The organism is Candidatus Accumulibacter cognatus (assembly GCF_000584975.1).
Taxonomy (GTDB): Bacteria; Pseudomonadota; Gammaproteobacteria; order Burkholderiales; family Rhodocyclaceae; genus Accumulibacter; species Accumulibacter cognatus.
In genome coordinates this window covers 17161-36696 of the sequence record NZ_JDST02000018.1, presented here as the reverse complement: position 1 = coordinate 36696, position 19536 = coordinate 17161, and the positions used below count along the sequence as shown (strand labels likewise).

The window sequence follows — 19536 nt, the reverse complement described above, 5'->3', positions numbered from 1 at the left end:
TACCTGTCAGTGAGATTTAGCCGTAAACGGGATACAGGCACGATGCTATAATCTTGTGCAAGCAATTACCCTCAGGAAGCCAATGAAGCTTATCGGATCACTGACCAGTCCCTACGTCCGCAAAACGCGCGTCGTGCTGGCCGAGAAGAAGATCGACTACGATTTCGAACTCGACTCTCCTTGGACACCGGAAAATCAGGTCGCCCACGTCAATCCGCTCGGAAAGATCCCGATACTCGTCCTCGACGACAATACTGTTCTGTTCGATTCACGGGTGATTGTCGAGTACCTGGACAATGTGGCGCCGAACAACAAGCTGATGCCGGGGCAAAATCGCGAACGGACTGAAGTCAAACGTTGGGAAGCCTTGGCGGACGGCGTATGCGATGCGGCCGCACTGGTTTTTCTGGAAAAGAAGCGGCCTGGCGAGCTGCAGAGCAGCGAATGGGTGGCACGCCAGGAAGACAAGATCATCCGCAGCCTGGAGTTCATGTCAGGCGAACTGGCCGACAATACCTGGTGCATGGGAACCCATTTTTCGCTCGCTGACGTGGCTGTCGGATGTGCGCTCGGCTACTTGGCATTCCGTTTTCCCGACATCGACTGGCAGGAAAAGCATCCCAACCTCGCGCGTCTCTACGACAAGCTGATGCGGCGGCGTGCTTTCCTGGACACTGTTCCGCAAATCTGACCGCCTACTGGCTGCTGCGCATCAACCGGGTTTTCCGCCAGGGGTGGCTGGTGGCGTCATCTTCTTGCTGTCGATTCCCTGCGTACCGACTTCGACCGCGTCACCCTTGCCGTCCTCCTGCAATAGCGACTCTTCCGATCTTTTGTTCAGAACGACGATGCTGATCCGGCGATTGACCGAACTGAGCGGGTCGTTCTTGTCGAACAATACCGTGGACGCGAGTCCAACAACGCGCAACACCTTGTGTTCATCCATCCCGCCGAGAATCATCTCGCGCCGGGACGCGTTCGCACGATTCGCCGAAAGCTCCCAGTTCGAGAAACCCTTTTCGCCACCACCAAATTGCGCCGCGTCGGTATGACCCGACAGACTCAGCTTGTTCGGTACGGCATTCAGCGCCTTGCCGATCTCGCGCAGAATCACCCGCGTATAGGGTTTCAGCTCGGCACTGCTGGTATCGAACATCGGACGATTCTGCTCATCGACGATCTGAATTCGCAAACCTTCACTGGTAATGTCGATCAGAAGCTGACTCTTGAACTGTTGGATCGCCGGATTGCTCTCGATCAATTTCTCGATACTCTGTTTGAGATCGCTGAGCATCATCTTTTCACGCTCTTCGAACTCCTTGCGCGCGAGTTCGGCATTGGTTTCCTTGAGGTTCACCGCCTTGCTCTTGGCCTCCACGTCACCCCCCTTGACCTGTCCTGCGGTGCGCGACAAATCCTTGCCGCCGCCCTTGAGCACACTCGAACTGTCACCCGTCCCCGAACCACCCGTGGAAGCGATCTTCAGCGGGTTCTGAAAATAATCGGCGATCCCTTTCAAGTCACCACTGGCAGTCGACCCCAGCAGCCACATCAACAGGAAAAAAGCCATCATCGCCGTCACGAAGTCGGCATAGGCGATCTTCCACGCACCACCGTGGTGACCCGCCGCGAATTTTTTGACGCGCTTGATGACTATCGGTCGTACATCGTCGCTCACTCAGTTCCTCCGGACATCTGCAATAGCATGGCTTACTTGCCCTTGCGGTTCTTGAGTTCCTCCTCGAGTTCGCTGAAAGTCGGACGAACCCCGGCCACCAGCGTCTTGCGCCCGAACTCGACGGCCACTTGCGGCGCATAACCGGACATCGACGCCAGCAGGACGACCTTGATCACCTGATAAATCTTCGCACCGTCCTGTGCCTTCTGCTCAAGCAGGTTGGCCACCGGCGAAACGAAACCGTAGGCAATGAGAATGCCGAGGAAGGTCCCCACCAGCGCTCCGCCGATCATCTTCCCGAGCACGGCCGGTGGCTCACCCACCGAGCCCATGACGTTGACCACCCCCATCACCGCCACGACGATACCAAAGGCCGGCACGGCGTCAGCGACCTTGGATACCACATGCCCCGGTGTCTCGGCCTCGTGGTGGTGCGTCTCGATTTCTATATCCATCAGATTTTCGATCTCGATGGCATTGAGGTTGCCGCCAACCATCATCCGCAAGTAATCGGTAATGAATTCCATCACATGATGATCACCGACAAGCGACGGATACTTGCTGAATATGGGGCTGTTTTGCGGATTCTCGACGTCGCTTTCGATCGACATCAGGCCTTCTTTGCGCACCTTGGCCAGCACCTCGAAGAGCATCGCCAACAGATCGACGTAGAGCACCTTGGTAAACTTCGAGCCCTTGAAGATCCCCGGCAATGCACCCACCGTCGTCTTGATGATCTTGATGTCGTTGGATGCGACAAAGCCACCGATCGTCAGACCAACGATCGCGACATATTCAAGCGGTACCCATAGGGCAGCCAGGCTGCCGTGAACCGAATAGGTTCCCAGTGCTGCCGCCAGAATGATCACATACCCAACAATCAGAAACATCCGCCCTCCCCTCCCGTCCTTCTCGTGATTGCACGTTCCGCGAACGTCGCAGCTCCAGGCCCGTCATTGTCCCGCATTCTAGCCAGATTGCGAACCACTCACAGCAGCCAATTCTCGGGGTACCTCTACCTCATCTTCGGCGCATGACTGGCAGTTCTTGCCGCACGATCAATCTCTCAGGCGTCCTCGCCGCTCCCGCGCAATACCCACTCGCGCACGCATTCCTTCTCGGTACGAATCATATAAACTTGCTGGATGATCAAACCATCGCCAGAGGGGTCCCACCCATGAAATTCTGCAGTCAGTGCGGCCGAACGGTCAGCCTGATCATTCCGGAGGGCGATAACCTGCCACGCCACGTCTGCCAGCACTGCGGGACAATTCATTACCTCAACCCTAAGCTTGTCGTCGGCTGTATTGCCGAATGGCAGGATCAAATTTTGCTGTGCCGACGTTCGATTGCCCCTCGCTATGGCTTATGGACCCTGCCTGCCGGGTTTATGGAAAACGGAGAAACGACGACCCAGGCAGCCATCCGTGAAACGCTCGAGGAAGCCTGTGCCCGGGTCGATATCAGACAACTCTTTTCGCTGATCAATGTGCCGCATATCAACCAGGTACACCTGTTCTACCGTGCCCGACTGCTCGATATCGGTTTCTCTGCGGGCCTGGAAACCCTCGAAACAGCACTCTTCTCGGAAGTTGCCATTCCATGGCAGGATCTCGCCTTTCAGAGCGTTACCCTATGCCTGAAAGCCTATTTTTCCGATCGCAGTGCGGGCCGGTTCGTGTTCCATGAAGAAACACTGCAGCCTCACCAAGATTGGCACAGGGTTAGCGATCATCCGAAAGGGTGAATTCAATCGGTAGCAATACCCGGAAATCCTTACCCCTGAGACTTTCAGGCAAGGTCGTGATGGCCGAGGCTTGTTCGATCATCGAAAGCGCCTGTTCATCGAGTTCGGAATGCCCACTTGACTGGGACAGAGAGAATCGCGGGCTTGGCTGCCACGAACTCAGGTTCACCGCGACCTCGACCCGACCTGCCCAGCCACGCTCCCGTGCCACCGGCGGGTATCGCTTGAAACGGCGTGCAGCGATCGCCAGCGCGACACGATACTGGCGCAGGTCGTCGGCACTGGCTCCTTCACTCAGTACATTGGACGTACCAGCGGGCGATGCTCCCCCCTCTGACACTGACGGCGATGGCGATGGCGATGGCGATGGCGATGGCGATGGCGATGGCGATGGCGATGGCGATGGCGACGAGCGCTCAGCTTTGCCGTGCGCCGGGAACGCCAGTACTGCCGGGTCGACCGGGCGCCCCCGCGTTTCCTTGCGGACAGGTTGCACAGGAATCGACTGCGGCGCCGTTCTGGGGCGCGCCGACGAATGGATGGAGGTAGGCAACGGCACGGCAACATCCGCCGGCAGCGCCTGATTTGGCATCTTGAGCACCGCCAGGATCGGCTTCGTGGCCACTGCAAGGCGCAATGGCAAAATTTCGACGACCATGGTCAACAAGCCCACATGTGCTAAAGCGGACACCACCAAGGCAGACCACAAGCGAGAATGGGCCGATTCGAGCATCGACCTGCTCTGACCCTCCCACTCTAATCGGAATTTCCCTTTGTCGCTGCCGTTCCCGTTCCGACGACAGCCACGGGCAATCGCAGAACCGATTCCTTCTCGGCCATCCATTCGCCCACCAACCGCCACTGCTGCCCGTCGTCCTCAAGCGTAATGTGCCAGCGGCCAGCAAACGGCTTCACGGTTCCAGTATAGACCGCCCCTCCGCCGGAGGAACGTAGGAGCACCTGCTGATCAAAACCCTGACGCGTCGGGTGAGCGATGCGCAGCTTCAGCGTTTCCGGTAGGCGGACCCCGTCCTTGCCGCGTAGCAGCGCACGAATCCGATTCCCATCGGTACCCATGAGCAATTCGGCCTCGATTCCCAGCTCGATAGCCCGATGATCGCGTGCAAAGCGCTGATTGACCGTCAGGCCCTGCCTATAGTAGTCGTCTTCTACCAGGCCATCACTGCTGACCACAGCCAGATAGGTGGTCAAAATACCTGCGACGATGACGATCAGAGGACCCAACATCAAAATCCACGGCCACGGCTCGCGATACCACACCGAGGTGCCGACATTCAGTCTGGAGTTCATGGCAGGAAGAAACTCGTCTTCTCACGCACGGCGATTTTTTCGTTCTGTTCGGCCCGTACTTCAAAGAAGATCGGATTCGAACCCTTCTTGCCCGCCGCCGGCTCAACACGCGCAGACAGCGCCACCGTCTTCGATGAAGCTGATGGGAGTTCCACGCTGCGTTCACCCACAATATCGATACCATCAATACCGCTGACGTTGATCGAATAGCGATGTGGTGCTTCGTCGGTATTCGAAATGTGCAATCTGAACACGTTCTCGATGCGTCCATCGTCCGCCTCGCGTGACAAGGTCGAACGGTCACGCAGGACATCCACTTTCAAGGGCACCCGGTGGGCGAGACTCCACGCTGCTGCCAGAACGATCGCCAGCAGGATGCTCGAGTACAGCAGCGTCCGCGGTCGCAGAAGGTGGGAAAACATCTCGCCGACTGTATAGTGCTTGGCCAGGGCATTTTCGGTCGAGTAGCGGATCAGTCCACGCGGGGAACCCACCTTGTCCATCACCTGGTCGCAGGCATCGATGCAGGCTGCACACGCAATACATTCGAGTTGCAGACCATTACGGATATCAATACCGGTTGGACAAACCTGAACACAGATGCTGCAGTCCACGCAGTCGCCGAGTGGCTTCGCTGTGGAAGCTACGGTACCTTTCCGACGCCCCCCCCGTGGCTCACCTCGTTCGGGATCATAGCTGATGATCAGAGTATCCGGATCGAACATCACCCCCTGGAAGCGCGCATACGGACACATGTATTTGCAGACCTGCTCGCGCAGGAAACCGGCCATCAGATAGAGGAAAGCCATGTAGAACAATATCCAGAAAGCCTCCCATGGCCCCAGTTCGAAAGCCGCGATTTCGTTGAGCAATTCCTTGATCGGCGTGAAATAGCCGACAAAGGTGATTCCTGTCCACAAGGCCACCAGCAGCCACAGCGAATGTTTGATGAACTTGAGACGAAACTTGCGCGGAGACATCGGCTGCGAGTCGAGCTTCATTCGCGCCGGGCGTTCGCCCTCGATCTTACGTTCGATCCACATCAGGATTTCAGTGTAGACCGTCTGCGGACAGACATAACCGCAGAACAGACGACCACCCACGGCCGTCACCAGGAACAACCCGTACGCAGAAATCACCAGTAGTACGGCCAGGTAGATCACATCTTGCGGCCAGAAAACCAGGCCAAAAATGTAAAACTTGCGTTCGGTAATGTGGAAGAGCACCGCCTGCCGACCGCCCCATTCGATCCAGCATAGCCCATAGAACAAGGCCTGGGTCACGCAGACCATCACCCACCGCCAACTGTTGAAAAACCCGGTTACGCTCCGGGCATAAACGGTATGATGTTTCTCATACAAACCATCAACTTGGACAGGAATTGCCTTGGCCTTGCCACTGGCCATCTGGTTCATGATCTCAGCTCCGATCTATTTCAGAATTACATCGAACGCTGATATTACCTCTTTGGCGAGAACATGGCGTTGATTTGAATCAGGGAGAGCGCATTGCAGGTTCTGTAGCAAAGCAGCGGCGCAGCGCAAACTAGAAAGGGGCGGAGCAGCCCGAGCCGCTCCGCGATGATCGACCTTGACTATTTGCTGCCTGTGCTCAGACTCAACACATAGGCGGCCAGGACGTGCACCTTTTCTTCTCCGAGAAAATCCTTCCAGGCCGGCATCTGGTTGGTGCGGCCCTTGGTAATGGTCTCGATAATCGACGATTCTGCGCTACCGTAGAGCCAGATCTTGTCGGTCAGATTCGGGGCACCCAGGGCTTGCATGCCCTTTGCATCCGGACCATGACAGCCCGAACATCCGACGCTGTTGAAAGCCTCCTGCCCCTTGGCCACGCGCAGTGAATCCGCAGGCAACCCCGACAGAGATCGCACGTAATTGGCAAGATCCTTGATGGTTTCGGCCCCGATCTGGGCATGTGGCGGCATCATTCCGACCCGGCCGGCGCTGATCGTCTGGACAATGGCCTCCGGCTCGCCACCCCACTGCCAATCATGGTCAGCCAGATTCGGGAAACCCTTCGAGCCGCGTGCGTCGGCTCCATGACACTGCATGCAGTAGGTCAGATACAGACGCTTACCGGTCTCGTTGCCTTCCTTATCGGCCGCCAGTGTCCGCAGGTCCATTTTCATGTACTTGTCGTAGAGTGGTTTGGTCTGTTCATCCGCCTTGGCCAATTCTTTTGTCAGTTGTCCACTCGACGACCAGCCCAGCATGCCCTGGAAACTGCCCAGCGCCGGATAGAACGCGCAGTAAACCAGTCCGAATATGACAGTAATGTAGAACAGCCACATCCACCACTTTGGCAGCGGGTTGTTGTATTCCTCCAGGGTCTCGTCCCAGACATGCCCAGTGGTATCGCCCTTGCCACCGGTGGGAACACTTTGCATCCATAGCAGCACACCGCAAGCGATGATACTGACCAGCACGAAGAGAATAACGTACCAGTTCCAAAACTGATTCACAAAATCGTTCATGATGCTTTCCTTTGTCCGTTACGGTCCAGGCCCAATTCGGCCAGATCCGCCTCTTCATCGGCGAACGGCAGCATTGCCGCTTCTTCAAAGCGCTTCTTGTTGCCCTTCACGCCGTAGGCCCACCAGACTATCCCAAGGAAAGTCAGCAGGGAAACGACGGTTACGATGGCTCGCAGATCGTTGATGTCCATGCGCTGATTACTTGACGTTCTTCATTTCGATGCCCATCCCCTGCAGATAAGCGATGAGTACGTCCAGTTCGCTCTTTCCTTCCAGCTGTTTTCTGGCCCCGGCAATTTCATCATCGGTATAGGGCACTCCAACCTTGCGCAAGGCGTGCATCTTGGCCTCGATGCTGTTCGCATCAGCAGGCGCCTTCTCGAGAAAAGCGAAGGCAGGCATGTTGGACTCGGGAACCAGGTCACGCGGATTGATCAGGTGCGCACGGTGCCATTCATCCGAATAGCGGCCCCCGACCCGATGCAGGTCTGGACCGGTACGCTTCGAACCCCACTGGAACGGATGGTCGTAAACGAACTCACCGGCGACCGAATAATGCCCATAACGCTCGGTTTCCGCACGGAACGGGCGAATCATTTGCGAATGACAAAGGAAGCAACCTTCGCGAATGTATACATCCCGACCGGTCAGACGCACCGGATCGTAAGGCTTGAGCCCAGCCACCGGCTCGGTGGTGGACTTCTGGAAATAAAGCGGCACGATTTCGGCCAAGCCGCCGATGCTGACCACCAACAGGGTGAGTACCACCATCAAGGTCACATTGCGTTCGATTGCATCATGCGTAAGTTTCATATTGTTTCTCCGGTCAGGCGTGATGAGCGGCTGGCACGAGGACGACGCGTGCATCATCGACCGAACGGCCACTGGCGATCGTCTTGACCATGTTGTATGCCATGATCAGCATGCCGAACAGGAAGAGAAAGCCGCCGAGAAAACGGATCGCCCAGAACGGATACGAAGCCTTGACCGATTCCACGAAGCTGTAGGTCAGGGTTCCGTCGAGATTGACCGCACGCCACATCAGCCCCTGCATCACCCCGGCAATCCACATCGAGGCGATATAGAGAACGACGCCGATTGTCGATACCCAGAAGTGCACGGTAATCAGCTTGACGCTGAACATTTCGGACTTGCCATATAGGCGCGGCAACAAATAGTAGATCGCACCGATCGAGATCATCGCCACCCAGCCCAGCGCACCCGAATGCACGTGACCAATCGTCCAGTCGGTGTAGTGCGACAGCGCATTAACCGTCTTGATGGACATCATCGGACCCTCAAAGGTTGACATGCCGTAGAATGACAGAGACGTAATCAGAAACTTGAGGATCGGGTCGTCACGCAGTTTGTACCAGGCACCCGAGAGGGTCATCACCCCGTTGATCATGCCTCCCCACGAAGGGGCCAGCAGAATCAGCGAGAAAAGCATGCCCACCGATTGGGTCCAGTCCGGCAGTGCCGTGTAATGCAGATGGTGCGGACCGGCCCACATATAGGTGAAAATCAGCGCCCAGAAATGCACCACCGATAAGCGATATGAATAGACCGGGCGACCGGCCTGCTTCGGGACAAAGTAGTACATCATTCCCAGGAAGCCTGCCGTAAGAAAGAAGCCAACCGCGTTATGGCCATACCACCACTGCACCATCGCGTCCTGCACACCAGCATAGACTGAATAGGATTTGGTCAGCGAGACCGGAATGGCGGCGCTGTTGACCACGTGCAGCAGAGCAACGGCGAGAATGAAGCCGCCGTAGAACCAGTTCGCCACATAGATATGGGTGACCTTGCGCTTGGCAATGGTACCGAAGAACACGATCGCATAAGCGACCCAGACCACGGTGATCAGAATGTCGATCGGCCATTCGAGTTCGGCGTATTCCTTGCCCGACGTGAAACCCAACGGCAGGGTGATCGCGGCCAGGACGATGATCAGTTGCCAGCCCCAGAAGGTGAACGCCGCTAGACCATCCGAAAAGATCCTCGCATGGCTGGTGCGTTGAACAACGTAGTAGGAGGTCGCAAACAAGGCGCAGCCACCAAAGGCAAAAATAACCGCGTTGGTATGCAATGGCCGCAGGCGACCGAAATGCAGATACGGCCCGAAGTTGAGATCAGGCCAGACCAGTTGGGCGGCAATGATCACCCCCACCAGCATTCCGACAATCCCCCAGATGACGGTCATCACGGCAAACTGCCGCACCACCTTGTAGTTGTATGTTGACTGAGCTTCCAACATGGACTCACCTCGTTTTTGACTAGAAACCGGCTTTCACCGCCCTGAATGCCCTTATGCCGAGCATTGACTATATGGATGCTATTCTAACCTTTCGGGCTCCAATTTGACACAGATCAAGCGCCACGGCCTTCGCCAGCGAATCATGCCGCACAAAAAAGGGGGCGTTGCAACGCACCCCCCCACCCCAACAAAGCAACATCCCTCATCCCCCTACGCATTGGATCCATCAGCAAACCCACCATCGACGGATAAATTATCCCAAGCCGTTGGAGAATCCTCTTGACTTGCGTCAAGAGTCGCACAGATTGGCCGCCGGGCCTGGCCTACAACTATCCGAGGCGGGCACCCCATCCGGTCCCCCCTTGGTAACGTTCTCCGAAGCTTGCGATGACAGATCTGATGAGCGATCGTCATCCATCAGAATGCGGTAGGCCGGCCCTTCGAGGTCATCGAACTGGCCGTTGCGCAGTGACCACCAAAAGGCAATGGCGATCAGGAAGACCAGCGCCACGGAAATCGGAATCAGCAAGTACAGCGTTTCCATCATCGATCAGCCCTTGCAGCCTTTCTGCAGCCGTAACGAATTGGCAACCACCAGCAATGAACTCCCGGACATGCCGATGCCGGCCATCCACGGCGTAATGAAGCCACTCATCGCCAGTGGCAAGGCAACCAGGTTATAGGCAAAAGACCATAACAGATTCTGCCGAATCACGTGCAAAGTACGCCGCGCAACGACCACGCCGCGCCAGAGATGATCCAGGTTTTCGGAAAGCAGCACCAGATCGGCCTGTGTGCGTGCCAATTGCGACCCACCCCCCATGGCTACCGAAACCTGCGCCTGCGCCAATACCGGGGCATCATTGACGCCGTCACCGACCATCGCCACCACCGCCCCGTTGGCCTGCAAGTGGCGCACATAGTCGTGCTTGGCCTGTGGTGACGCGTTCGCCAGCACCTCGTCGATACCCAGTGCCTGCGCAACACGATGGGCAGCCGGTGCAGCGTCACCAGTCAACAGCGCCACCTGTCGCCCTCCGGCACGCAGTGCCGCGACCATCGCCGCCGCTTCCGGCCGTGTTTTGTCGCCAAGGCGAAACAGTGCAATCCAGTCCGACTCGTCGCCGAGCGCGATCACCGTATCGCTACTCGTAAGCAGAGACTGTGCAGCGTCCGGCAGGGGCTTGCCATGCAGCACCTGAACATAGTCCGGGCGGCCGAGACGCACCGACCGTCCGGCATTCTGGGCGTTCATGCCGGACCCCGGCTCGTTGCTCGGCTCGTCGACCGCCGGCAGCAACTTGCCCCCGGTGGCCTGCCGCAAGGCGGCGGCGATCGGATGCTCCGACGCCTGCTCGAGAGCCGCCGCCAGCGCCAGACTGTCTTGCTGATCGAGTCTGCCAAGAGGCAGTATTTCAAGCACCTGCATTTCGCCGGTGGTCAACGTCCCGGTTTTGTCGAAAACGAAATGACTGGCCTGCGCCAGGGATTCAACGGCATGACTGTGCGTCACCAGCAGGCCGATCCTGGCCATTGCTCCACTGGCCACCGTCAACGCTACCGGGGTGGCCAGCGATAAGGCACAGGGACAGGTGACGACCAGCACCGAAACTGTGATCCACAGCATCTGCCGAGGGTCGATGAACCACCAGGCGAGAGCCACCGCCGCAGCAAGAAACAGCAGCGTGACGATGAAGTGGCTGGCAATGCGGTCCGCCAGTTCAACGATACGCGGCTTCTCGGAGGCCGCGCGCTCCATCAGACGGACAATTGCCGACAGTCGAGTCGCATCGCCGACCTGCGTCACCTCGATCAGCAACGGGCTCTCGATATTTACCGCACCAGCAGTGACCGATACACCCGGGCGTTTCTGCACCGGCGCACTTTCCCCCGTCAACAACGCCTCGCTGGCACTACTCTCGCCTTCAATGACTTTCCCGTCCGCCGGAATCGTCTCGCCAGGTCTGACCAGGACGACATCACCACGCTGCAGATCGGCGGCCATCACCTGTTCGAAGTCGCGACTCGCCGGGTACGCCGATACTCGCGCCGCCACCACCGGCATCAGCCGGGCCAGTGCCTCGGTGACGCTGACCGCGCGCTGGCGAGCGGTCATTTCCAGGAATCGACCGCTCAGCAGAAAGAAGACGAACATCGTCACCGAGTCGAAATAGACCTCGCCACTTGCAGTCAGCGTCGCCCAGACGCTGGCTGCGAAGGCAGCCCCAACTCCCAGTGCCACCGGCACATCCATTCCTGCACGGTGCAGCCGGAGATCGCGCCAGGCATTGCGAAAGAAGGGCGCGGCCGAATAGCAGACCACAGGCACTGTCAGGACCAGACTGGCCCAGCGCAACAATTGTTCAGCCGCCGGCATCATTTCGCCGGCCCCCGCGAAATATACCGGCACGGCGTACATCATCACCTGCATCATGCCGAAACCGGCGACGAACACTCGCCACAGCGCGCCGCGCCGTTCCTGGCGCGCCAGTTCCTCGCTTCTCGCGGTGTCGTAGGGATAAGCTCGATATCCGATCGCCGATATTGCCGCGAGAATGTCCGACAGCTTGATCCGCCTCTCGTCCCAACGCACTCGCGCACGCCGCGTCGCGTAATTGATATCGACTGCAGTCACCCCCGCGAGGCGGCAAAGCTGCTGCTCGTTGAGCCAGATGCACGCTGAACAGGTGATCCCCTCGAGAATCAGCGAGGCCTCGCGCTCGCTACTGTCGGGACCGCCGTCGAGGTCCCGTACAAAGCCCTTCTGGAAATCGGCGTGATCGTAGAATCGCAGGCTCTCGACGATCTCCGGCAGAGCTTCGTGTGGCGCATTCGGCAAGGTATCGCGATGACGGTAGTAGTCGGTCAGTCCGTTGTCTACTATAGTCTGTGCCACTGCCTGGCATCCACCGCAGCACATGGCGCGCGGCTGCCCGTCGATGTTGACCGCAAGATCTACTGAAGTGGGTATGGGCTGACCGCAATGGTAGCAATTGCTGACCTTCATCGCCGACCTTAAACAAGGAGAAGAAGACAAAACTGGTTATAATCGCATGTTTTGTCCGCTCCCACTCGCTCCTGATGCTCGTCTATCGCGGTTTTTCACAGATAGCGCCCAGTGCCACCGTCCTGACCGTTGGCAACTTCGACGGCGTGCACCTTGGCCATCGCGCACTGCTCGCTCGTCTGACGGCGGCGGCGAAAAGCTTCGGCCTACCGGCAGCAGTGCTCACCTTTGAACCACATCCGCGCGAATTCTTTGTACCCGAATCGGCACCATCAAGGTTGTCCACACTACGTGAGAAGCTTGAATTACTCGCCGACGACGGCGTCAACATGGTGCACGTCTGCCATTTCAATGCTCGTTTCGCCGCCTTGAGCGCCGAAGAATTCATCGAACGGGTGCTGGTTGACGCGCTGCGCGTCCGGCATCTGATTGTCGGCGACGATTTTCGCTTCGGCGCTGGGCGCGCCGGCGACTTTGCAACGCTGCGCAACGCCGGCGCCAGGCTCGGTTTTCAGGTCGAGTCCATGGAAAGCATCACTCTCGATGGCGAGCGCGCTTCGAGTTCGGCTGTTCGCAACGCCCTGCAGTCCGGGCGGCTTGAACACGCGGCGCGTCTGCTCGGCCGTCCCTATTCGATCGACGGACGCGTCATGCACGGCGATCAGATCGGACGACAACTCGGTTTTCACACTGCGAACATTCGCATCAAACACGAACGACCACCGCTGCAAGGAGTCTTTGCGGTCGAAGTCAAAGGCCTGCCAGGTGGCCCACACCGAGGCGCCGCCAACCTCGGCTACCGGCCGAGTGCCCAGCAAGTGGTACGGCCACTGCTTGAAGTGCATCTTCTTGATTTCTGCGCCGACATCTATGGCGCCCATCTGAACGTCCGCTTCCTGCACAAGTTGCGGGATGAAATGAAATTTCCTGACTATGGCGCTCTCAAGGCGCAGATCGCCAGCGATGTTGCCGCCGTGAAACAGTACTTCCAGTTGTGAGAACCAACATGGCCGACTACAAGAAAACCCTCAATCTCACCGATACGCCCTTCCCGATGCGTGGCGACCTCGCACGCCGCGAGCCGCAATGGGTTGCCGCCTGGCAACAGACCCGGCTCTACGAGCGCATCCGCGAGGTCTCGCAGGGGCGCCCGCGCTTCGTCCTGCACGATGGCCCCCCCTACGCCAACGGCGACATTCACATTGGCCATGCGGTCAACAAGATCCTCAAGGACATGATCGTCCGCGCCAGGACGCTGGCCGGCTTCGACGCGCCCTATGTCCCAGGCTGGGACTGCCATGGCCTGCCAATCGAACACCAGATCGAAAAACTGCACGGCAAGCATGTCCCAGCCGACCGTGTACGCGAGCTGTGCAGGGCCTTCGCCAATGAACAGATCGAGCGCCAGAAGAAGGATTTCATCCGCCTTGGCATTCTCGGAGAATGGGACCAGCCTTATCTGACAATGAACTTCAAGACCGAGGCCGACGAGATTCGCGCGCTCGGCAGGATTCTCGAGAAGGGCTACCTTTATCAGGGTCTGAAGCCGGTCAACTGGTGTCTCGATTGCGGTTCCGCACTGGCCGAAGCCGAGGTCGAATACGAAGATAAGACTTCGGCTGCGATCGACGTCGCCTTTGAAGTACATCCGAATCATTCCGACAAGGTGGCCAGGGCTTTCGGTCTGACGCACCTGCGCGGGCCGGCTTTCGCGGTGATCTGGACGACGACGCCGTGGACGCTGCCAGCCAACGAGGCTGTCTGTGCGCACCCGGAATTCGACTACCAGTTGATCGATACCCCAAAAGGTACGCTGATCCTCGTGCGTGAGCTCGCCGAAGCCTGCCTGCAGCGTTATGGGTTGACCGGCACGGTGATCGGCGCTGCGAAGGGCGTCGCGCTCAAGCAGGTGCTGCTCAAACACCCGTTCCAGCCGCGCGACGTGGCAATCATCTGCGGCCTGCATGTCACCATCGAAGCCGGTACCGGTCTGGTACACACCGCACCAGCGCACGGCACCGACGACTACCTGATCGGCAAGGTCTACGGTCTGCCGGTTAACAATCCGGTCGGTGATGACGGGCGCTTCGTTGCCGGCACGCCAGCGCTGGCCGTTGGCGAACTTGCAGGGAAGACGGTCTGGGAGGCCAACCCGCTCATCCTGCAGGAACTCGCCAGCAACGGTCACCTGCTCAAGTCCGAAAAAATCCAGCACAGCTACCCTCACTGCTGGCGCCACAAGACTCCGATCATTTTCCGTGCCACAACACAGTGGTTCATCGGCATGGAGCACCGCCCCAACTCACCCGGCACGACTTCGGCCCCGCCTGGTGATGAGCAGCCGACACTACGCTGGTGTGCCGAGCGTGCGGTCGACGAAACGCAGTTCTTCCCATCCTGGGGTCGTGCGCGCCTCGAAGCGATGATGCGCACACGCCCCGACTGGTGCGTTTCACGGCAGCGCAACTGGGGGGTTCCCCTGCCCTTCTTCCTGCATCGGGAAACGGCGGCGCTGCATCCACGCACCGGCGAACTCATCGAAGCCGTCGCACAACGCGTCGAAAAAGCCGGTATCGAAGCGTGGTTCGCGCTCGACGCCAGCGAACTGCTCGGCACCGAAGCCAGCGAGTATCGCAAGATGAGCGACACCCTCGACGTCTGGTTCGACTCCGGGTCGACACACTCGAGTGTCCTGCGCGGCTCGCATCGCAGCCAACTGGCTTATCCGGCCGACCTCTATCTGGAAGGCTCGGATCAGCATCGCGGCTGGTTCCAGAGTTCGCTGCTGATCGGCTGCGCGCTGGACGGCCGCGCGCCATACAAGGCCTTGCTGACGCATGGCTTCGTCGTTGACGGCAAGGGCCTGAAGATGTCGAAATCAAAAGGCAATGTGATCGCACCACAGAAGATTGCCGATACCCTCGGCGCCGAGATCCTTCGCCTGTGGGTCGCGGCTACCGACTACTCGGGAGAACTGTCGATCTCCGACGAGATTCTCAAACGCGTCGTCGAAGCCTACCGCCGCATTCGCAACACGCTGCGCTTTCTGCTCGCCAACACCTCGGACTTCGATGCCAGCCGCGACGGACTGCCGATTGAGGAATGGCTGGAGATCGACCGTTACGCCCTGGCCATGACCAGGCAAATGCAAGCGCAATGCGAAGCCGACTACGAACGCTTCGAGTTCCACCGCGTCGTGCAGTCGCTACAGACCTTCTGTTCCGAGGATCTCGGCGGCTTCTACCTCGATATCCTCAAGGACCGCCTATACACCACGGCCACTGCTTCCCCGGCGCGCCGCTCGGCGCAGAACGCTCTGTGGCACATCCTGCAAAGCCTGACCAAGGCGATGGCACCGATCCTCTGCTTCACTGCCGAAGAGATCTGGCAACTACAGACTGGTGACCGCGAACAGTCGGTGATGCTGCACACCTGGCAAGCGCTGCCGTCACCGGCGTCTGAAGGCGAACTGCTCGAAAAATGGTACAAAATCCGTAATTATCGCGCCGAAGTCATGCGCGCCCTCGAGGAACTGCGCATCGCTGGCAAAATCGGTTCACCGTTGCAGGCCGAGGTGAGCCTCTACTGCGATGGCGAGAAGTACGAGATTCTTTCTTCACTGGGGGACGACCTGCGCTTTGTCCTGATCTGCTCGCAGACCCAAGTCATTCGCGACGCCAATGACCGGCTTCTCTGTGCGCCACTGGCCCATGCCAAATGCGAGCGCTGCTGGCACCTGCGCCCGGATGTAGGGGTTCACCCCGATCACCCCGGCCTCTGCGGTCGCTGCATCGAAAACCTGTATGGTGAGGGCGAGACCCGTGCCTTCGCGTAATATCGACCGCTGGCTGTGGCTAGCCGGCATCATTGTCGGCGTCGACCAGATCAGCAAGTGGCTGGTTCTCGCATGGCTGCAACCTGGCGACTCGATCTACTTCGCACCTTTCTTCAACTGGGTACTAACCTTCAACCCCGGTGCCGCCTTCAGTTTCCTGTCCGACGCCGGCGGTTGGCAACGCTGGTTTTTCACGGTCCTGGCGCTGTGCATCTCGGTCTGGATCGTCAGCATCCTGCCGCGTCACAGCGGTGAGTTCAGACTCTCGCTGGCCCTCACCCTGATCCTCGGCGGTGCGCTGGGAAACGTCATCGACCGCCTGCGCTTCGGCGCCGTGGTTGACTTCATTCAATGGCACGCTGCGGGTTTCTACTGGCCAGCCTTCAACATCGCCGACTCGGCCATCTGTATCGGTGCGCTGCTGATGGCTTGGGACCAGTTTGCGCGCAAACCGGGCACACCCGATTCCATGCACACCCGCCACCAGGAGCCGTCTTGATCGACATACCAAACGCCGACTCACTGCCTGCTGCCGTCGCTACAGTGAGGTCCGACAGCTTCCTGACGCTGCACTACCGCCTCTCTGCCGATGACGGCGGAGATTACGTCAGCACTTTCGACCTCTCGCCGGCCACTCTCCAGATGGGCAGTGGCCAGCTTGCCGACTCGCTCGAAAGCTGCCTGCTCGGCCTTGCCGCCGGCAAGCGTCACGTTTTCCATCTTGCCGGTCTGGACGCCTTTGGATCCCACAACCCACGCCTCGTCGAACGCATCGCCCGTAGTGCGTTGCCGCCGGAAATCGAACTTCGGGTCAACTCTCTGATCGAGTTCAGCTCCCCGAACGGGTCAACCAGCTTTGCCGGTTTTCTGCGCGAGCTGACCGACAGCGGTGCGCTCTTCGATTTCAACCATCCACTTGCCGGCAAGCCGATCCGTTTCGAAGTCGAAATCATCGCCATCATGTGAGGCCCCGCATGCAAGTCATTCTTGCCAATCCACGTGGTTTCTGCGCTGGTGTCGAGCGCGCCATCGCCATCGTCGAACGCGCCATCGAAACCCTCGGTGCACCGATCTACGTCCGCCATGAAGTGGTGCATAACCAGTTCGTCTGTGACGATCTGCGTGCCAAGGGCGCCATCTTCATTGACGAACTGGCTCAGGCACCCGCCGGCAGTACAGTCATATTCAGTGCCCACGGCGTCTCGAAGGCAGTCCGTGAAGAGGCCGCAGCACTCGGCCTCAAGGTCTTCGATGCCACCTGTCCACTGGTCACCAAGGTGCATGCCGAAGTCGCCAAGATGCGCAAGGAGGGCCGCGAGATCGTGATGATTGGCCACAAGGGGCATCCTGAGGTCGAGGGAACCATGGGACAAAGCCCTGATGGCATGTATCTCGTCGAGACAGTCGTCGACGCGCGCCAGTTGCAGGTCAACGCGCCGGCCCGCCTGGCGTACGTTACACAGACCACCCTGTCGGTCGACGACGCCGCCCAGGTAGTGGCGGCCTTGAAGGCGCGTTTTCCCGAGATCATCGGCCCGAAGAAGGACGACATCTGCTACGCCACGCAGAACCGACAGGATTCGGTCAAGCAGCTAGCCAGATCCACCGAAGTCATCCTCGTCATCGGCAGTCGGTCGAGTTCCAATTCCAACCGCCTGCGTGAAGTCGCTGAACTGATTGGCAGCCGCGCTTATCTCATCGACCAGGCCGAACAGATTGACCCGGCCTGGCTCGCTGGCGCCAGCCGGGTTGGCGTCACCGCCGGCGCCTCCGCCCCGGAGGTGCTGGTCCAGGAGGTCGTTGATCGCCTGTCGGGTGGCGACCCGGCCAAGGTAGGCCAACTCGACGGCACTGAAGAAAACGTGACCTTCGCCCTGCCGCGCGAACTACAGTAGTCATCACCCCGGGCGAACTACTACCCGGTGGTTCGCTCATTGGGATGGCGGCTGACGATTTTCTTGCCATTAAATACGTCGGATATGATCTCGAAAAATGCCTGGTTCGACCACTGCCAGCCCTTCGATCTCAGCCGAACGATACCCCCCGCACCACTCATCTCCCACAAGCCGCCGTATATCGTGCCGTGCTTGCTCGCAGCCCACCCTCGACTATGATGAGCTGTGTCTGGGCCCCGCCCGACCCGCTTGAGGCCATGCCCAACACGTTACCTCCCAGGCAAAATGATGATCAATCATCCAAGAGAACCCAACAGTTCCGGCTTTACGCTGATTGAATTAATGATGGTTGTGGCGATCATCAGCATTTTGCTGGCGATTGCCGTACCGGCCTACAACGAGTATATCCGTCGAGCCCATCGTGCCGCCGCCCAGCAATTCTTGCTCGATGTTGCGCAGCGTCAGGAGCAGTATCTGCTTGACAATCGGCAATACGCAACCCTGCTCGGTGTCGGCGCTGGCGGACTGGGCATGAGCACTCCGACAGACGTTGCCACAGACTACGCCGACCCCGATTTTACCGGCGTGAATAATGCGGCCACGCCTCCTGCCTTCCTGCTGTTCATGGCCCCGAAGGCAGGCGCCAGAATGGCTGGGGACGGAAATCTGGTGATCAACAACAGAACCCTGAAGTGGCGAGACACCGATGGAGATAATGTCTACACGGCAGGCACGGACAAGCCATGGTAACGGCCAGCAAACCAGGGCTGAATCACGGCTTCAGCCTGATTGAACTGATCGTCGTCATTGTCATCCTCGGGATTCTGATGAGCATGGCCACGCTTCCCTTTCAGGAAATGATCGCCAATCAACGCCTCAGGACAGTGACTTCGGACCTCACGGCTGACCTGGCTCTGGCGCGCATCGAAGCGATCAAGCGCGGCACCCGCGTCGGCATCACGCGTACTACGTCCCAGTGGATTGGTGGCTGGCAGGTCTTTGACGATGCCGACCGCGACGGGGTGTGGGACGCAGGTGAAGGAGTCCTCATCTCCCGACCGGCCCTCGACAATACCGTCAGAGTCTGCAGCGTTGGTACGAATGTGGACAATTCGATCGACGTTCTGAGCTTTGGAGGAGACGGCCGGGTGCGTACCTATAATGCCGGCGCCGAAAAAACGGGGATTCGGGGGATCACCGTCAGTTCCACGCTCATTTCCCCGAGCGTACCGGCACGCCTGCTGGAGTTCAGCCCGACGGGTCGTGTCACGACTGTCAGCGGCGTTGCCGGTTGCCCTTGAGGACGCGC

General features: G+C 58.8%; 20 protein-coding genes. 9 read left to right on the top strand and 11 right to left on the bottom strand.

The features are described from left to right. Positions 1–82 precede the first annotated feature (82 nt). Positions 83–691, top strand: coding sequence for a glutathione S-transferase (locus tag AW06_RS04335; protein WP_034946124.1), 609 nt, complete (start codon positions 83–85; stop codon positions 689–691). A 21-nt stretch (positions 692–712) separates the two neighbouring features. On the opposite strand, the gene motB is transcribed toward AW06_RS04335, so the two are convergent. Both motB and motA read right to left on the bottom strand, forming a co-directional pair. Beyond that, complete coding sequence (gene motB / locus AW06_RS04330; RefSeq protein ID WP_034946121.1) at positions 713–1678, bottom strand: flagellar motor protein MotB; 966 nt, start codon at positions 1676–1678, stop codon at positions 713–715. A gap of 32 nt (positions 1679–1710) precedes the next feature. Then, a complete protein-coding gene (gene motA, locus AW06_RS04325) occupies positions 1711–2568 on the bottom strand; it encodes a flagellar motor stator protein MotA (protein ID WP_034946118.1) in 858 nt (285 codons plus the stop codon). Positions 2569–2855: 287 nt separating this feature from the next. Here motA and AW06_RS04320 point away from each other — a divergent pair, with 287 nt between their 5' ends. Beyond that, a complete protein-coding gene (locus AW06_RS04320; protein ID WP_034946115.1) occupies positions 2856–3425 on the top strand; it encodes an NUDIX hydrolase in 570 nt (189 codons plus the stop codon). Here AW06_RS04320 and AW06_RS04315 read toward each other — a convergent pair. The 9 genes from AW06_RS04315 to AW06_RS04275 all read right to left on the bottom strand — a co-directional run bounded on the left by AW06_RS04315 (position 3403) and on the right by AW06_RS04275 (position 12497). Continuing rightward, positions 3403–4083: a TonB family protein gene (locus tag AW06_RS04315; protein ID WP_273704373.1), complete on the bottom strand. Its 681-nt coding sequence runs from the start codon at positions 4081–4083 to the stop codon at positions 3403–3405. The two genes, AW06_RS04320 and AW06_RS04315, sit on opposite strands and share 23 nt — an antisense overlap. Before the next feature lie 98 nt (positions 4084–4181). Next, positions 4182–4736: a FixH family protein gene (locus AW06_RS04310; RefSeq protein WP_034946111.1), complete on the bottom strand. Its 555-nt coding sequence runs from the start codon at positions 4734–4736 to the stop codon at positions 4182–4184. Further along, entirely contained in the window at positions 4733–6151 is a 1419-nt protein-coding gene (gene ccoG, locus AW06_RS04305; protein ID WP_034946109.1) for a cytochrome c oxidase accessory protein CcoG, read from the bottom strand. The genes AW06_RS04310 and ccoG overlap by 4 nt, the downstream gene beginning before the upstream one ends. 179 nt (positions 6152–6330) lie before the next feature. Then, positions 6331–7230 carry a cytochrome-c oxidase, cbb3-type subunit III gene (gene ccoP, locus AW06_RS04300; protein WP_034946106.1) on the bottom strand — a complete coding sequence of 300 codons (900 nt, stop codon included), beginning with the start codon at positions 7228–7230 and terminating at the stop codon, positions 6331–6333. Next, the gene (locus tag AW06_RS04295) at positions 7227–7421 is read right to left on the bottom strand and encodes a CcoQ/FixQ family Cbb3-type cytochrome c oxidase assembly chaperone (RefSeq protein WP_034946103.1); all 195 of its coding nucleotides are present in this window, start codon (positions 7419–7421) and stop codon (positions 7227–7229) included. Before AW06_RS04295 ends, ccoP begins: the two co-directional genes overlap by 4 nt. Positions 7422–7428: 7 nt before the next feature. Then, positions 7429–8043, bottom strand: a complete 615-nt coding sequence (gene ccoO, locus AW06_RS04290) for a cytochrome-c oxidase, cbb3-type subunit II (RefSeq protein WP_034908591.1) — start codon at positions 8041–8043, stop codon at positions 7429–7431. A 13-nt stretch (positions 8044–8056) separates the two neighbouring features. Next, the gene (ccoN, locus tag AW06_RS04285) at positions 8057–9487 is read right to left on the bottom strand and encodes a cytochrome-c oxidase, cbb3-type subunit I (protein WP_034946300.1); all 1431 of its coding nucleotides are present in this window, start codon (positions 9485–9487) and stop codon (positions 8057–8059) included. A 292-nt stretch (positions 9488–9779) separates the two neighbouring features. Further along, on the bottom strand, positions 9780–10034 hold the full coding sequence (gene ccoS / locus AW06_RS04280) for a cbb3-type cytochrome oxidase assembly protein CcoS (protein WP_273704383.1): 255 nt from the start codon (positions 10032–10034) through the stop codon (positions 9780–9782). A gap of 6 nt (positions 10035–10040) precedes the next feature. Further along, on the bottom strand, positions 10041–12497 hold the full coding sequence (locus tag AW06_RS04275) for a heavy metal translocating P-type ATPase (protein WP_273704372.1): 2457 nt from the start codon (positions 12495–12497) through the stop codon (positions 10041–10043). 74 nt (positions 12498–12571) lie between these two features. On the opposite strand from AW06_RS04275, the gene AW06_RS04270 reads away from it, so the two are divergent. The 7 genes from AW06_RS04270 (at position 12572) to AW06_RS19880 (ending at position 19528) form a co-directional block, all read left to right on the top strand. Beyond that, positions 12572–13495: a bifunctional riboflavin kinase/FAD synthetase gene (locus AW06_RS04270; RefSeq protein ID WP_034946094.1), complete on the top strand. Its 924-nt coding sequence runs from the start codon at positions 12572–12574 to the stop codon at positions 13493–13495. Between the two features lie 8 nt (positions 13496–13503). Beyond that, positions 13504–16332, top strand: a complete 2829-nt coding sequence (gene ileS / locus AW06_RS04265) for an isoleucine--tRNA ligase (RefSeq protein WP_034946091.1) — start codon at positions 13504–13506, stop codon at positions 16330–16332. Beyond that, on the top strand, positions 16319–16831 hold the full coding sequence (lspA, locus tag AW06_RS04260; RefSeq protein ID WP_034946088.1) for a signal peptidase II: 513 nt from the start codon (positions 16319–16321) through the stop codon (positions 16829–16831). The genes ileS and lspA overlap by 14 nt, the downstream gene beginning before the upstream one ends. Continuing rightward, positions 16828–17298, top strand: a complete 471-nt coding sequence (locus tag AW06_RS04255; RefSeq protein WP_246148467.1) for an FKBP-type peptidyl-prolyl cis-trans isomerase — start codon at positions 16828–16830, stop codon at positions 17296–17298. Before lspA ends, AW06_RS04255 begins: the two co-directional genes overlap by 4 nt. Positions 17299–17306: 8 nt before the next feature. Next, positions 17307–18227 carry a 4-hydroxy-3-methylbut-2-enyl diphosphate reductase gene (gene ispH / locus AW06_RS04250; RefSeq protein WP_034946085.1) on the top strand — a complete coding sequence of 307 codons (921 nt, stop codon included), beginning with the start codon at positions 17307–17309 and terminating at the stop codon, positions 18225–18227. Positions 18228–18512: 285 nt separating this feature from the next. Continuing rightward, on the top strand, positions 18513–18977 hold the full coding sequence (locus AW06_RS04245) for a type IV pilin protein (RefSeq protein ID WP_046535848.1): 465 nt from the start codon (positions 18513–18515) through the stop codon (positions 18975–18977). After that, complete coding sequence (locus AW06_RS19880) at positions 18971–19528, top strand: GspH/FimT family pseudopilin (RefSeq protein ID WP_138677733.1); 558 nt, start codon at positions 18971–18973, stop codon at positions 19526–19528. The genes AW06_RS04245 and AW06_RS19880 overlap by 7 nt, the downstream gene beginning before the upstream one ends. The last annotated feature ends 8 nt before the right edge of the window (positions 19529–19536 follow it).

What these genes read in the sequence shown, in the direction of transcription:
- AW06_RS04310 (WP_034946111.1), bottom strand. Translation starts at nt 4,736, where the DNA reads ATGAACTCCAGACTGAATGTCGGCACCTCGGTGTGGTATCGCGAGCCG.
- AW06_RS04245 (WP_046535848.1), top strand. Translation starts at nt 18,513, where the DNA reads ATGATGATCAATCATCCAAGAGAACCCAACAGTTCCGGCTTTACGCTG.
- motA (WP_034946118.1), bottom strand. Translation starts at nt 2,568, where the DNA reads ATGTTTCTGATTGTTGGGTATGTGATCATTCTGGCGGCAGCACTGGGA.
- AW06_RS19880 (WP_138677733.1), top strand. Translation starts at nt 18,971, where the DNA reads ATGGTAACGGCCAGCAAACCAGGGCTGAATCACGGCTTCAGCCTGATT.
- ileS (WP_034946091.1), top strand. Translation starts at nt 13,504, where the DNA reads ATGGCCGACTACAAGAAAACCCTCAATCTCACCGATACGCCCTTCCCG.
- AW06_RS04335 (WP_034946124.1), top strand. Translation starts at nt 83, where the DNA reads ATGAAGCTTATCGGATCACTGACCAGTCCCTACGTCCGCAAAACGCGC.
- ccoP (WP_034946106.1), bottom strand. Translation starts at nt 7,230, where the DNA reads ATGAACGATTTTGTGAATCAGTTTTGGAACTGGTACGTTATTCTCTTC.
- ispH (WP_034946085.1), top strand. Translation starts at nt 17,307, where the DNA reads ATGCAAGTCATTCTTGCCAATCCACGTGGTTTCTGCGCTGGTGTCGAG.
- AW06_RS04270 (WP_034946094.1), top strand. Translation starts at nt 12,572, where the DNA reads ATGCTCGTCTATCGCGGTTTTTCACAGATAGCGCCCAGTGCCACCGTC.
- AW06_RS04320 (WP_034946115.1), top strand. Translation starts at nt 2,856, where the DNA reads ATGAAATTCTGCAGTCAGTGCGGCCGAACGGTCAGCCTGATCATTCCG.
- AW06_RS04295 (WP_034946103.1), bottom strand. Translation starts at nt 7,421, where the DNA reads ATGGACATCAACGATCTGCGAGCCATCGTAACCGTCGTTTCCCTGCTG.
- AW06_RS04275 (WP_273704372.1), bottom strand. Translation starts at nt 12,497, where the DNA reads ATGAAGGTCAGCAATTGCTACCATTGCGGTCAGCCCATACCCACTTCA.
- ccoG (WP_034946109.1), bottom strand. Translation starts at nt 6,151, where the DNA reads ATGAACCAGATGGCCAGTGGCAAGGCCAAGGCAATTCCTGTCCAAGTT.
- AW06_RS04315 (WP_273704373.1), bottom strand. Translation starts at nt 4,083, where the DNA reads ATGGTCGTCGAAATTTTGCCATTGCGCCTTGCAGTGGCCACGAAGCCG.
- ccoO (WP_034908591.1), bottom strand. Translation starts at nt 8,043, where the DNA reads ATGAAACTTACGCATGATGCAATCGAACGCAATGTGACCTTGATGGTG.
- ccoS (WP_273704383.1), bottom strand. Translation starts at nt 10,034, where the DNA reads ATGGAAACGCTGTACTTGCTGATTCCGATTTCCGTGGCGCTGGTCTTC.